The organism is Wolbachia endosymbiont of Rhagoletis cingulata (assembly GCF_048537655.1).
GTDB classification, from domain to species: domain Bacteria; phylum Pseudomonadota; class Alphaproteobacteria; order Rickettsiales; family Anaplasmataceae; genus Wolbachia; species Wolbachia pipientis.
On the sequence record NZ_CP175927.1, the window covers coordinates 825,278 to 838,997 of the forward strand.

Annotated in this window: 11 protein-coding genes, 1 tRNA gene and 3 pseudogenes; 5 read left to right on the forward strand and 10 right to left on the reverse strand. The window is 35.3% G+C overall.

Annotated elements, in window-relative coordinates:
• Positions 1-383: 383 nt before the first annotated feature.
• Together ACJZL3_RS03860 and ACJZL3_RS03865 are read left to right on the forward strand one after the other, a co-directional pair.
• Positions 384-2,177: a reverse transcriptase/maturase family protein gene (locus tag ACJZL3_RS03860; protein WP_253309139.1), complete on the forward strand. Its 1,794-nt coding sequence runs from the start codon at positions 384-386 to the stop codon at positions 2,175-2,177.
• A 156-nt stretch (positions 2,178-2,333) separates the two neighbouring features.
• Positions 2,334-3,411, forward strand: a pseudogene (locus ACJZL3_RS03865) (IS3 family transposase).
• Positions 3,412-3,459: 48 nt separating this feature from the next.
• Here ACJZL3_RS03865 and ACJZL3_RS03870 read toward each other — a convergent pair.
• The 5 genes from ACJZL3_RS03870 to ACJZL3_RS03890 all read right to left on the reverse strand — a co-directional run bounded on the left by ACJZL3_RS03870 (position 3,460) and on the right by ACJZL3_RS03890 (position 8,565).
• Complete coding sequence (locus ACJZL3_RS03870) at positions 3,460-4,863, reverse strand: NAD(P)H-dependent flavin oxidoreductase (protein ID WP_419198593.1); 1,404 nt, start codon at positions 4,861-4,863, stop codon at positions 3,460-3,462.
• A 351-nt stretch (positions 4,864-5,214) separates the two neighbouring features.
• Complete coding sequence (coaE, locus tag ACJZL3_RS03875; RefSeq protein ID WP_006280338.1) at positions 5,215-5,802, reverse strand: dephospho-CoA kinase; 588 nt, start codon at positions 5,800-5,802, stop codon at positions 5,215-5,217.
• Between the two features lie 295 nt (positions 5,803-6,097).
• Positions 6,098-7,276: a ribonuclease D gene (locus ACJZL3_RS03880; RefSeq protein ID WP_419198594.1), complete on the reverse strand. Its 1,179-nt coding sequence runs from the start codon at positions 7,274-7,276 to the stop codon at positions 6,098-6,100.
• A 37-nt stretch (positions 7,277-7,313) separates the two neighbouring features.
• Positions 7,314-7,448 (reverse strand): hypothetical protein, encoded by a 135-nt coding sequence (locus tag ACJZL3_RS03885; protein WP_010962423.1) that lies wholly within the window; start codon positions 7,446-7,448, stop codon positions 7,314-7,316.
• A 565-nt stretch (positions 7,449-8,013) separates the two neighbouring features.
• The gene (locus ACJZL3_RS03890) at positions 8,014-8,565 is read right to left on the reverse strand and encodes a hypothetical protein (protein ID WP_419198595.1); all 552 of its coding nucleotides are present in this window, start codon (positions 8,563-8,565) and stop codon (positions 8,014-8,016) included.
• A gap of 85 nt (positions 8,566-8,650) precedes the next feature.
• On the opposite strand from ACJZL3_RS03890, the pseudogene ACJZL3_RS03895 reads away from it, so the two are divergent.
• Positions 8,651-9,744, forward strand: a pseudogene (locus ACJZL3_RS03895) (IS3 family transposase).
• 46 nt (positions 9,745-9,790) lie between these two features.
• On the opposite strand, the pseudogene ACJZL3_RS03900 reads toward ACJZL3_RS03895, so the two are convergent.
• From ACJZL3_RS03900 to ACJZL3_RS03910, 3 genes and pseudogenes are all read right to left on the reverse strand, one after another.
• Positions 9,791-10,169, reverse strand: a pseudogene (locus tag ACJZL3_RS03900) (IS4 family transposase); the annotation flags it as partial.
• 221 nt (positions 10,170-10,390) lie between these two features.
• Positions 10,391-11,254 (reverse strand): gamma-glutamyl-gamma-aminobutyrate hydrolase family protein, encoded by an 864-nt coding sequence (locus tag ACJZL3_RS03905; protein WP_022626263.1) that lies wholly within the window; start codon positions 11,252-11,254, stop codon positions 10,391-10,393.
• 218 nt (positions 11,255-11,472) lie between these two features.
• Positions 11,473-11,545: transfer RNA gene (locus ACJZL3_RS03910), tRNA-Phe, on the reverse strand.
• Positions 11,546-11,624: 79 nt separating this feature from the next.
• On the opposite strand from ACJZL3_RS03910, the gene coaD reads away from it, so the two are divergent.
• Entirely contained in the window at positions 11,625-12,131 is a 507-nt protein-coding gene (gene coaD, locus ACJZL3_RS03915; RefSeq protein WP_419198596.1) for a pantetheine-phosphate adenylyltransferase, read from the forward strand.
• A 68-nt stretch (positions 12,132-12,199) separates the two neighbouring features.
• Positions 12,200-12,391 carry a zinc-finger domain-containing protein gene (locus tag ACJZL3_RS03920; protein WP_006279326.1) on the forward strand — a complete coding sequence of 64 codons (192 nt, stop codon included), beginning with the start codon at positions 12,200-12,202 and terminating at the stop codon, positions 12,389-12,391.
• 16 nt (positions 12,392-12,407) lie between these two features.
• Here the strand turns inward: ACJZL3_RS03920 and ACJZL3_RS03925 are convergent, their stop codons facing one another.
• Positions 12,408-13,034: a phosphatidate cytidylyltransferase gene (locus tag ACJZL3_RS03925; protein WP_010082212.1), complete on the reverse strand. Its 627-nt coding sequence runs from the start codon at positions 13,032-13,034 to the stop codon at positions 12,408-12,410.
• On the reverse strand, positions 13,024-13,719 hold the full coding sequence (gene uppS, locus ACJZL3_RS03930) for a polyprenyl diphosphate synthase (RefSeq protein ID WP_006279327.1): 696 nt from the start codon (positions 13,717-13,719) through the stop codon (positions 13,024-13,026). The genes ACJZL3_RS03925 and uppS overlap by 11 nt, the downstream gene beginning before the upstream one ends.
• Position 13,720 lies beyond the last annotated feature (1 nt).

Consider the following 13,720-nt stretch of genomic DNA (forward strand, 5'->3'; position numbering starts at 1 on the left):
GATAACGGCTTGCAACACCTGATCAATATGGTTAAAGCTAAACTGCTTGAATTCTAATCTTCAGGGGTGGGACTTCACATCCATGGGTATCGCATTTAAAACCCCATGTCTACGGTAAGCACAGATTAAACTTTCGTTTGTGTGACATTCTGGCTGTAGAACGATAAGTAGTGAACTTATTTAAGAGGATGAATGGAAAACCTAAGTTGATCTAGAACAGTTCTTAGTGACGGAACATGGGATGACCTAAGGAACGCGAGTTCTATGGTTACGGAGTCATCGTAGTAGTCGTGAAAGTAACGAATCACCGGGGAGCGTGGGAAAGCCACATACAGGGCAAAGGGTGACAGATAATTGAATGTTGAAATTGGGAGGTACGCAAGATGCGGAAAGCTGAAACAATACTTAACATTATACGTGAACGTGGACAAAGAAATTTGCCGGTTAAAAACGTATATCGCCTACTTTATCAGCGTGATCTTTACCTTCGAGCGTATGGCAAACTTTGTCGTAATAAAGGTGCTATGACAGAAGGTGTGACAACTGAAACAGTTGATGGTATGTCTTTGGAGAAAATCGATAAAATCATAGAGGATTTACGCTATGAGCGATATCGGTGGACACCAGTAAAACGTATCTATATTTTAAAGAAGAGTGGTAAACGCAGGCCGTTAGGATTGCCAACATGGTCAAATAAGTTACTTCAAGAAGTAATCCGATTAATATTGGAAGCCTACTATGAGCCTAAATTTAGTGAATGTTCACATGGATTTCGACCAAAGCGTGGATGCCACACTGCATTAAGAGCAGTAATGCAAAAAGGCAGAGGTACAAAATGGTTTATAGAGGGAGATCTCAGTGCATGTTATGACTCAATTGATCATACTATGTTGTTGAAAATACTGAGTGAAAGCTTCCAAGATAACCGTTTTATTCAGCTAATCAATCGACTGCTAAAAGCAGGATATATGGAAAATTGGAAGTACAATAAGAGTCATAGTGGGGTACCACAAGGTTCTATTATTGGTCCAATTTTGAGTAACATATTACTCGATCGGTTAGATAAACATGTGGAACATATACTAATACCAGCAAATAACCGAGGTAAGCGAAGAAAGACAAATCCAAAATATTTAAGGTTAACCATGCAAGTATCGATGATGAGAAAACAAGGGAACTGGGATCAAGCAAAACAACTGCGTCAATTAGTGCAGGGTATGCCATCTAAGGATTCTTGTGATCTAAATTATCGACGTCTTTGGTATGTTAGGTATGCTGATGATATTCTGGTAGGGTTTGCAGGACCAAAAAATGAAGCTGAACAAATTAAAAATGAGATTGCTAAATTCCTCAATGAGGAGCTCAAACTTATGCTTAATGAAGATAAAACGCTTATTACACACGCGTGTGATAGCAAAGCCAATTTTTTAGGTTATAAAATACACGTCTTGCATGCAGATGATAAACATGATCATCGGACACAACGATGTATTAACGGTAGTATTGGGTTACGTGTACCACATCATATAAAGCAGAAAAAGTGTTCTGAATATATGCGTTGTGGAAAGCCTATACATTTACCTCAACGTACACTTGATACAGCTTACAGTATTGTTGCTCAGTATCAAACTGAATATCGAGGAATTGTACAATATTACAAAATGGCCTACAACCTTCACACACTAAGTTATTTGAAGTATGTGATGGAAGTATCATTAGTAAAGACTTTAGCATCTAAATACAAAACAACTTGCAGGAAAATTTATAGAAAATTTGGTGCAATGATTGAAAACGACGAAGGTGAAAAACGAAAAGTCATCCAAGTCAGAGTAGATCGTTTACCATCAAAGATACCATTAATTACACACTTTGGTGCTGTGTCACTAAAATGGAATAAATGGGTAAGTATAAGTGATAACCTTATACCAATATGGAATAAGCGTAGTGAAATAGAGCAAAGACTATTGGCACAAACTTGTGAATTATGTAAATCACAAGAGCAGATTGAAGTACATCACGTACGTAAACTTGCTGATTTGCTAGGTAAACGTAATACTGAGCTACCGAAATGGAAAAAGAGAATGATTGAACGACAGAGGAAGACTCTTGTTGTTTGTCATGAATGCCATAAGAAAATCCAATATGGAAAATATGATGGTGACTCCTTAAAACGTTAGATTATTGGAGAGCCACGTGATACGGAAACGATCATGCGTGGTTCGGAGAGGGGTTGTTGGAAAAGTACTTAACAAGTAACTCGCTGGCTGCCCACTCTACTTCATGCACAGTTCTGCGAGAGACTGGTGGGGAAGTTCCGCCGGTCTACTCTCCAAATGGTAAGAGAATATACGGCAGAATTCAAATTGGAAGCTGTTAAACTGGCAAATGAACAAAGAAAGGCAGGTCAAACAATTACAAAAATAGCAAGAGATTTAGGAATAAAGGGTGGTTTATTAGGAAAATGGATAAAGAAACACAACGAAAAAAAGTCGGCGGCAAATGCATTTCCAGATGTAGCACCTTATGACAAAGAGAGGTTTGATTTACAAAGCAAGAGTAACAAGGGAAAGAGACATTTAAAAAAAAGCCCTGGCCAGTCAAAAAGAGTAAAATATTTTTTTATATAGTAACTGCTATAAAGTACAGGAATTATGTAGGATTTTCTGCTAGTGGCTACTATAAGTGGACCACAAGAAAAATAAGCAGTAGAGAATCAGCAAATAAAGAGCTACTCGCAGCTATTCAAAAAATATATCAAGTTTCTAAATGTAGATATGGAGCTCCTAAAATTCATGCTGAATTGAAGGCTTTGGGTAAAAGTTGCAATTTGAAAACGGTGCAAAGTATTATGCAGAAAAATGACATCAGGGCTATACTGAGAAGAAAGTTTAAAATTAAAAAACAACAAACAGATAATAGAGCTGTAGCTCCCAATATACTAGATCAAAACTTTATTGTTGATCAACCAAATAAAGTATGGGATTACTTACATCAAAACCAAGGAGGGATGGCTATATTTGGCAGCAATAATTCTCACGTATGGTAGTTAATGAGTAGTGCAATAAATAAACAATTGGTTATGAACTCTTTATTAATGGCCATTAATAGGCGTAAACCTGTTAAAAATCTACTGCTGCACAGTGACCAAGGTTCACAATATACTGCGCAAGGGTATCAATATCTCTTAGCTGTAAAGAATATAGATGAGTAATAAAGGCTGTTGTTACGACAATTCTGTTGCAGAAAGCTTCTTTAGCTCATTGAAAAGAGAAATACTTATTGATACTTCACAACACTCTGCTCAACAAACTAGAACTGCAATATTTGAATACATAGAAATTTTTTATAACAAACAACGTCACTATTAACTATTGCATTCCAGAACAATTTGATGCATCATTCTTTTTGTAAAAAACATTCCACACTTTCTCTCCACTTTTTCTGGGTAAGGTCACTGACTCAATACCCAGTCAATATCCTTTCCACCAGTTCTTTTACTGCCGGTACGTAGCCATTCTCATAAAATGGATCTTGCTTAAATTTGTACACATTGTGCCCGGAAAACATGAGTTCGTTCTCAATATCACCATCGTGTATAACGTTTTGCAGTGTTTTTTGTATGCAAAAACTACGCGGATCTGGCTTTCGTCCTGTTGAATGGTCACCATGATCTTTCCAATTGCTAAACAAACAATGGCTCAAACATCCCATACAATTGATTTGATCTTCTCTTATTTGTTTAAATTTATCTGGCGTCACAAAAATAACAATTGAATCTGGGGTTTTCATTGCTTCTGTGTACCCTGCTTTAGTCCATGTATTTGCCAGTTCTTTGTCTTTTGCAGTAAGGTAGATCTTCCTACCTCTGCTACCCATTGCAAATTCACTATTGGATTCTTCGCTGGCATTTTCTGAAAAATTTACTTGATGTAATTTTCGTTCCTGTAACTCACGTATAAAATTATTCCTCACCGCAGATGAGTAAAACCCTGTTGGACTGAATTTATTTAAAAATACATCACCTTCTTCTAAAGTGAGTAGCTTCTTTTTCCACTCTGCAGAAATTGGGCTTTCTTTCGTCAAAAGTGGACGAGTGCCAAACTGAAAAGCTATTGGTCCAATTTGCAGATTGTCAAACCAATGTTCCCAATCTTTCAAATGCCACACTCCTCCTGCCATAACAATTGGTGTTTCTGAAAGACCGATCTCGTTCATGAAAGATCTAAGCTCTGCAACTCTTTCAAATGGAGCCTGTGGTAGCTCTGGGTCTTCACTGTTACTCAGTCCATTGTGCCCTCCAGCAAGCCATGGATCTTCATACACTACTCCACCAAGCAAATAGGAAGATATTCTTTGGTAAGCACGCTTCCATAATGCTTTAAAAGCACGCACCGATGAGATAATAGGGTAATAATAAACCTGATATTTAGCTGCAATTTCTCCAAGCCTATAAGGCATACCAGCACCGCAGGTAATACCATGAATCAAACCTTTCGCTCCTTCTAATATGCCATGAAGTACGCGTTCTGCTGCTCCCATCTCCCAAAGTACATTCATGTGTATTCTTCCATGACCTTTTGATATTTCATTTGCTATTCTTGCCTGACTAATTCCAGCTTCAATACTATACTCAATCAATTCACTATGCTTTTCATTTCTTGTTTTGCCTTTATAAATTAGTGGCACTAACTCGCCATTATCATCAATAAGCTTAGCATTTGCACCAGAAAATGTACCCACAGCATCTGCTGCAGCAAATGCTCCGCTTGATCTCCCATCACTAACTGCAATGCCTTTACCACCTTCGATGATTGGCCACACTTCCTTTCCTGAAATTACTATCTTTTTTATCTTATTTTTCAAAACTTCCTCGCAATCTTTCACTCTATTTTACTTAATTACTAAAAAAATGATAGCTGTTTATTTTTTCTTGTATCATTAAAGCTTCTGTAGCTACTCATGCTGTTGTAGTTTGAGAGCAGTTCCCATCGGAAGGGTGTCATTCCAGTGCTTGACACTGGAATCCAGTTTTTGATCAAAAATGTTGCTATAGTGCACAATCAATTTTCCTGGATCCAAGTAGTCTGGGCTACTTGGATGACACCATAGGGGGCTACTTGGATGACAGGGGAGGGAGGCTGCTGGGATCCTGACAACCGTCATCCCGCTGCTTGTTAGCGGGATCTAGAGATACCGCGGCGGTATGACGTAGAGCTACGTGTTTAGGTTTAATGAATCCACTATATCTTTTACTTGAGAAAAAACATACTCTTTGCTTACACTGGTATCGATAATAAAGTCACTCATCTTCCTTTTCTCCTCAATAGATAACTGAACATCGGAGATTAGATTAAGCTTTTCTTTATCTATGTTGCGTTCGTTAAGTCTTTGAGCTTGCACAACGCTATCTGCATGAACAAAAACAATAAGGTCGCAATATAAATAAAATTTTGTTTCTAATAGAAGTGGCACATCTAAAACTAAAAGTTTTCTATCGATCTTTTTTTCCTTGGCAATAAAAAATTCTAATTCACGCAGCACAGCAGAGTGAACCAAAGATTGAAATTGTTTCCAATTTTCATCGTAGGCTAAGAAATATTTAGACAGTACTGTTCTATCTATTTCACCATTTACTACCACTCCAGGAAAATTTTTCTCTGCATAACTTATTATGCTTTTATCCACTTTATAAAGTTGGTGTACAACAGAATCAGCATCAAATACAACAGCACCAAACTCTTGAAAGCAATTAGCTACAAAGCTCTTTCCTACCCCAATTCCGCCTGTTAGACTTATAATCATATAACAAAATACATTCGACTTCTTTTGAAACTATAGCTAAGGTTTCTCTATATATATTAACTAGATTTTCTAGATCTCAGTGTCAAGCACATAACTATACGAACATTGCAATTTGTAGGTGGTGTTATTCCAGTCTGGAATCTAGCTTTTATGTTGTATAGTGCACAATCAATTTTCCTGGATCCAAGTAGTCAGGGCTACTTGGATAACACCCTACTTAACCGTCATACCGCCGCGGTATCTCTTAGCCACTAACACGTAGCGGGATGACGATTGTCGATAAATCTAAGTTACTTTAGCAACAGTTATTCTCCACTAAATTACTCTGAATTTTGGTTATATTATTTGCGGATTTCACTGCTGAAATCTCAAGTTTTGAGCTTGTGTTCAAAAATGATTCAACTGACCTGCCAAAAAAATCATATCTCCATCCCTTGAATAATTTATCTGTCTGTCCAGATATTGACCCGGTTAACTCATCTTTTGAAGAAACTAATTTCCTTGATATGTTACTTTCTTTACATTTACTATCTAAAATAATTGAGAGTATATCAAGTACAGATTTGTCATAATTACTCGATAAGGTGTTGTTTTGCTGCATCCAATTTCTCTCATTTTCATTAAAAATATTCACAAACTCTAGTAAATCCGCATCTTTTATATTTTTTGTATTCCTCTTGAGATCATCTAAAATCTCATCAACATGCTCTACATTTTTTTCAATAAAATCAGCTATTACAGCATTATTGATTATTTTATTACGGTTCATATTATAGCGCTGTGCTAAGGTTTCTTGCCACTCACTAACTGCTTTAACAGTTAGTATCAATCTTGGATTTACTTCATAATTAAATTTAATCCTCTTCCATGCATCTTTTGGGCTATGTAAATACTTATTTATATCAACTATTGATTCCATCTCTTCTTGAAACCAACCCATCCTATTATTTTCTTCAAGTTTATTGCACAATATTTGGTATAGGTCATATAGGTGTACCACGTCGTTTACTGCATAATCTAACTGATCTTCGGACAACGGACGCCTTAACCAATCTGAATTTTTAGCTTTAATTTTATCCAGTGCTATTCCTTGATATTGCTCCACTACTTTTGAGTAACCAATAAAGTCATGATAATAATGACAAAACATAGCAGCAACTTGGGTATCAAAAATGGGAGTGGGAATACATTTAAACACAGTGAGTAAGGATTCTATATCCTGCCGGCAGCTATGAAACACTTTGGTTATCCCCTGATTTAGCATTATTTTCTTAATGAATGATAAATCAATTTCTGGCACTAATGCGTCTACAATAAAACTCTTCTCTCCGTAAGAAATTTGAATTAACGATAATTTTGGGTAGTAGATTAAATTATTTCTAATGAACTCCGTGTCAACTGCTATAAATTTCGGCTTTTTTGCTATTAACTCTTCACATGTATTCTCCAGTTCTGATGTTGTACTAATTAGCATATATTTTTTATTCAGTGGATTTATTTTATAATTTATATTAAATTTTTGCAATTAATGACTTCTTGCAGAACTTTCTATCACTCATTGGCATCACACAAATAGCCTTTTCCATCCCAATCCCAGTGCTTCCTTCTCCTGTCATCCCAGTGCCCTGACTACTTGGATCTAGCAAGCTTTGCTTGCAAATAAGTCTAATACGCGTCGCGTTTTATGCCAAAACACAATTGGAGTTACATGCAAAATAGATCCCAGACTGGGATGACAAAAAAAGGAGCACTGGGATGACAGCAGTCCTACGTCATACCGCCGCGGTATCTCTAGATCCCGCTAACAAGTAGCGGGATGACGATTGTCGTTTAGCTATAAATATTAAGAAATTTACCAAATAAAAAAAAAGGCAAAAGAAGCCCTGGGGTTATTATCCGCTTTAAAATATTGGCGTTTTTTATGTTTTAAACGCTTGACAAGCAAGATTAAGCTGCTTTTAATTGCAACTAACTTACGCTGCAAATGTTTAAGAAATTTACTAAGCAGAAAAAAAGACAAAGAATCCCCGAGTTAGCTAGTCTTTTACTATCTCTGTCGAGTATTGGCATTTTTTGATGTCTTGTAACGCTTTATAAGCACGTTCAGCTTATTTAGATAAAAATCTAGATGTAGATGAAGTTTTGTAAAGACATACAGTATCTATATACTGCAAAAAATTGAACATAAGACGCCGATACATTAAGTAATCCTTACCTTTTAATCTGCAGATTGGCGAAAGCAAATACAATAGCTTCACTATCATGATGTGTAGTACAATGATACAAATTAAGAATTCCCCCATCCTGTGCTGGTTCTTCGATCTGAAATCCTACTTCTACCTGATCACAACCAATGTTAATTTGTCCTATTAATGCTTTAATAATGCCGCGCTTAGTTTGCCAATCTAGCTGTTCCAGGTTCGATTTTACACTAGAATAAAAATTCTTTATGCTATTTATAATAAGACTTATTCCTTTTTCTACTGCCTTCTGATCAACTACCTTTTTTTTCTCTTCTTCTATCCCTTGTAAGCGTTCTTTCATTTTTCTCATTGTCTGTTTAAATTCTTCCTCGCTTATATATCCTTTCTCTCCTGCATTTTCTTGACTATAATAATCTTCCATTAATTTTTCGATACCTTCTTTTATTTGATTTTCTCTTCTTGCAAACTTTTTCTCTGATGATTCATCATTTTTATTTTCTAATACTCTACGTTGGTATTCCTTTTTTATCATCTCTGGGTTTTTTAGTACATCTTTCACCTTTTCCCATACTGACCTTACCCAGAAAAAGTGGAGAGAAAGAAAGGAGTTTTTTCGGGTAAAATAAAATTTTGGAGGATTAGAAATGGCAAGAGAATACACGGCAGAATTCAAATTGGAAGCTGTTAAGCTGGCAAATGAACAAAGAAAGGTAGGTCAACCAGTTGCAAAAGTAGCAAGAGATCTAGGAATAAGGGATAGTGTATTAGGAAAATGGATGAAGAAATATAACGAAAAAAAGTCAGCGGCAAATGCATTTCCAGATGTAGCACCTTATGACAAAGAGAGATTTGATTTACAGAAAGAGTTAGCAAAAGTAACAAGAGAAAGAGACATTTTAAAAAAAGCCCTGGCCAGTCAAAAAGAGTAAAATATTTTTTCATAAAAGAGCATAGTAAACACTATAAAGTGCAGGAATTATGTAGGGTTTTCTGCTAGTGGCTACTATAAGTGGACTACAAGGAAAATAAGCAGTAGAGAATCAGCAAATAAAGAGTTATTAGCAGATATTCAAAAAATATATCAAGCTTCTAAATGTAGATATGGAGCTCCTAAAATTCATGCTGAATTAAAGGCTTTGGGTAAAAGTTGCAACTTAAAAACAGTGCAAAGTATTATGCAGAAAAATGGTATTCAGGCTATATTGAGAAGAAAATTTAAAATTAAGAAACAACAAACGGACAGTAGCTCCCAATATATTAGACCAAAACTTTATTGTCGATCAACCAAATAAAGTATGGGATTACTTATATAAAAACCAAAGAAGGATGGCTATATTTGGCAACAATAATCGATCTATATTCACGCATGGTAGTTAATGAGCAGTTCAATAAATAAACAATTGGTTATGGACTCTTTATTAATGGCCGTTAACAAGCGTAAACCTGCCAAAAATCTACTATTACATAGTGATCAAGGTTCACAATATACTTCGCAAGGTTATCAATATCTCTTATCCATAAAAAACATAGATGAGTCATAAAGGTTGTTGTTACGACAATTCTGTTGTGGAAAGCTTCTTTAGCTCATTGAAAAGAGAAATACTTATTGATACTTCACAACACTCTGCTCAACAAACTAGAACTGCAATATTTGAATACATAGAAATTTTTTATAACAAACAACGTCACTATTAACTATTGCATTCCTGAGCATTTTGATTCATCATTCTCTTTGTGAAAAACATTCCAAACTTTCTCTCCACTTTTTCTGGGTAAGGTCAGTTTCCATTTGGTTCAAACTCGGATACAATTTCCCCAGAGCTGGGTAATCTCATACCAGAACCATCTGCTGCAATAAGTCTATAGCCTCTCCAACTCAGGTTCATCCTGATAGGCTGTTTGGATGCTTAAATTCTTGAAAGCCTGTATGGCAAATCTTATACCTTGCTTTAGAAAAAGCTTGCTTTGAGGGTACATGTCAATGGCTCCATAAGTTCACATTCTATTCCCAAACTTTTTTTAACTAACTTTAAAATCATAGAAAATACTGTCGAAAAAGGAAGTTTTCTTGTTCGTGTAAAACTCAACACAATGGATTTTCTGAAAAGTTTTCGAGTATATTGCATTTTTAATTTGTAAGATAAGATCTTTTCCTTTTTGCATGCCTCACCTAAAAAAGACACATTTTAAACTTTTTTGTTGCAATAAAATAGAAACAAAAGTGCTGTCCCTTGCACTCTTTGGATAATTTAATGATAAAAAATTTGGAGAGAAATTTTATACACTATCGCTGATATTTTTCCTTAAGTTGACGCCATTGCCTGAACGGATACATGACAAATCTATCGTTTATCAAATCGTCGGTAAGCCTAAAGCTATAGCCATTAAGCACGATAAAGAAAATCATTCATAATCGCTATAGCAACTAGTGTAGACACTTGACGTTCCTTGTGATTTGATAAATAGAGGTTTTTATCTGACTTCACAACAAGGGCTTCTGGATGACTTTGAAAGTGAACATTACCATGCTTATCTTCAATAGCCTCTATTACCCCCTCACTGGAAAATGCTGCAACTTTATATCCAAGTGACTCCAATTTTCTTCTATTTTCTGGTGTATTACTTACTGCTCCTGAATGAGCATCTGGAAAATATGTTGAAAACCAGCCATTTTCATTAGGTATTAGGAATTTGGCTACTACTTCTGCTAAACGACTATTTGGAACGATCTTTATCTGCTGGAGAGGTAGATCCTCTTTCTGTGGATTAGGTGCTGATTTTAAATGAGATCTTCGTTTCTCTTCATCACTCACAACACTCACTACTTCAATTCCCTTTGCATTCATTATGCCTTCACATATGCCAAGTAAATGAATTGCAGGGTTATCATCCACTATTTTTACAATTGCTTCAGTAACAAGCTGGCGACAAGGAGTGGGTGCTGAGTGTAAATTATCCGGAATAAATATTCTATTTATTTTGTGCTCTTTAACAAACTTTGCAACTTCAACTTTTATTCGGTCTAATGTTAGCTTCTTTGCCAATGTTTCATCTTGTTTTGCAAAGATAAGCGACTTTTCTTGGATTTCTTTTAAGTTAATTATTTTATTGTAGTCAATGAGTACGGTTTTAACTCCAAAGTTATTAAACATCTCGTAGATATTTTGAGATAGCCCAAGCTCATGTGCTTCTTCCGTTTTCAACAAACCAACAACTATGTCATTATTTACTGTATTTTCTGCCGTCAAGACAGTTGACGCTGGTTCTTCTTTTCTGGTTACATGTTGAGATGCCGGTTTTTCACTAACGCCAGCATAAGTAATATTGCTTAATAATAGAACTATAATTAATAAGATATTAAATAGTTTATTATAATATTTATATACTATGACTTGCCTCCCTAATATTTATATTACGATATAGAGTATTTTATAACAAAAAGGCAAGTTTGCCAAGAAAGAGAAGGTGGCCTGAGCAGGAATCGAACCAGCGACACAAGGATTTTCAGTCCTTTGCTCTACCAACTGAGCTATCAGGCCAACTGTATACTTTTATTTTTAGATAAAAAATGTTATTATGTCTATCAAAAGTTTTTAAAGTAGTTTATAAAAATAAAGGATGAACATTAATGACAAAATAGGAATCTACCCTGGCACATTTGACCCTATAACTTTTGGGCATCTTGACATAATCAAAAGAGCGTGTAAACTAGTCGATAAATTAATAATAGGAGTTGCAGAAAACGTTAATAAGCATACTGCCTTTGACACAAAGCTACGCACAAGCATGGCTGAAAATGAAATCAAAGGGCTAGGAATTGATGCAGATGTTATATCTTTTAATGGGTTGCTAGTGAAGTTTGCCAAAGAGCAGAATGCTTCTGTTATTATTAGGGGATTAAGAGCAGTATCGGATTTTGATTACGAGTTTCAAATGAGCTGGGTAAATTATAAACTTCTTCCTGAAATCGAAACCATATTTCTTCCTGCTTCTGAAGATACTCAATTTATCTCATCAAGCTTTGTAAAGGAAAGAGCAAGATTAGGAGAAGATGTTAGCAAATTTGTATCAAAAGGTGTTCAAAACGAATTGATTAACCTGAATAGGATAAAAAATGGAGAATAGTGCTTGTTGTTTTTTATTTCTGAATGGGTATATTCAATATATAAAATGTTATAAGCTAAAGGAGCAGCATGTCAAAAGTGAGGGTTAATAATAGAAAAGTTTGTTGTCATGGTGATGAGAATGATGAGGGTTCCGGCCATCCATTAATATATTTAGATATGGGAGAAGAAGAGGAAATAGCCTGCCCTTATTGTGAAAAGACGTTTGTCCATGACTGCACTGTAGAAGCGGTTGGGGAGCTGACTAGGGATGAGCTCTAATGGCACTTCTGCAGACTTAGCTTATGTAAATAGCAATAAGAGGGGCAGTAAAAATGAAACTGTCCATACGGTCGAGCACTCCCCCATGGCCAGGTATCATATTTCCACTATCTTTAACACCGTAAGCTCTTTTAACAAGCGACTCAGTGAAATCGCCAAGTTGCGCTAGAATAGCAATTGCAAGGCCAATGATTGGAGAATAAAAAATTGAAAATAGACCAAAAAATATTGATCCAAAAATTGTGCACACTACTCCAGCTAAAATCGCACCAAGAAGTCCTGCCCAAGTTTTTCCAGGGCTAATAATTGGGCAAATTTTAGCTCCACCAAAATTCTTGCCAAACAGGTAGGCAGTAACGTCAATTCCCCAAATGGTTAAGACGAACCATACTAATGCGTATTTTCCCTGTGGTAGATTATATAAATATATTAATGAGGCGCTTGGTAGTGCAATCAATAATAATGCAAAAACGTATAAAATTTTGTTTCCCTGGGTTAGATTATACCATTCAAAAGAAGATAAAACTGCTATCGAAAAAATCAATAGGTAAAACGATAAATCACTGAAATATGTAGCAAAGGAAAATATGAATAATATTACTATTGAGGACAACATTCTAATTATAAAATTATTATCTACCATATTTTTTCTCTCTTTTTGTATAATCTTCTAATGCTTTACTCAAATCTTGACAAGAAAAATCAGGCCATAAAGTATCACAAAAATACAATTCAGCATAAGCTGCTTGCCATAATAAAAAGTTGCTTAACCTTTTTTCGCCGCCAGTGCGAATTAATAAATCCAATTTTGGCAAATCTTTAGTATACAGAAATTTTTCAAATTCCTCTTCTGATACATAAGCAATATTTTCTTTTATAATATTGCTTATAGCTTGTGTAATTTCTTGCTTTGCTCCGTAACTGACTGCCACAGTGAGTAATAAACCATCGTTCTTATGTGTCATTTCTTCTGCTTTTTTAATTTGATCCAATATTTTACTGGGTAACAGACTTAAATTGCCAATAAAATTCAACTTAATGTTACAATTGTAAATGAAATTGACTTTATCTTCATTAGTTAAAACGGAGTAAAATAAATCAAATAGACAGTCAGTTTCGTTTTTAGGTCTAAGCCAATTCTCCATAGAGAATGCATACAAAGTTAAGTAGGGTATAGTTAAGTCCGTACAATACTTGGCAATATCGTATGCAACTTCACTGCCCTTTTTATAACCATCAATTTTTACCCTTCCTTGATTGTTCGCCCATCTACCATTACCATCCATAATAATTGCTAAATGTTTCGGTAAAGATTCTTGATTCAACATT

What these genes read in the sequence shown, in the direction of transcription:
- ACJZL3_RS03920 (WP_006279326.1), top strand. Translation starts at nt 12,200, where the DNA reads ATGTCAAAAGTGAGGGTTAATAATAGAAAAGTTTGTTGTCATGGTGAT.
- uppS (WP_006279327.1), bottom strand. Translation starts at nt 13,719, where the DNA reads ATGTTGAATCAAGAATCTTTACCGAAACATTTAGCAATTATTATGGAT.
- ACJZL3_RS03860 (WP_253309139.1), top strand. Translation starts at nt 384, where the DNA reads ATGCGGAAAGCTGAAACAATACTTAACATTATACGTGAACGTGGACAA.
- coaD (WP_419198596.1), top strand. Translation starts at nt 11,625, where the DNA reads ATGAACATTAATGACAAAATAGGAATCTACCCTGGCACATTTGACCCT.
- ACJZL3_RS03880 (WP_419198594.1), bottom strand. Translation starts at nt 7,276, where the DNA reads ATGCTAATTAGTACAACATCAGAACTGGAGAATACATGTGAAGAGTTA.
- ACJZL3_RS03925 (WP_010082212.1), bottom strand. Translation starts at nt 13,034, where the DNA reads ATGGTAGATAATAATTTTATAATTAGAATGTTGTCCTCAATAGTAATA.
- coaE (WP_006280338.1), bottom strand. Translation starts at nt 5,802, where the DNA reads ATGATTATAAGTCTAACAGGCGGAATTGGGGTAGGAAAGAGCTTTGTA.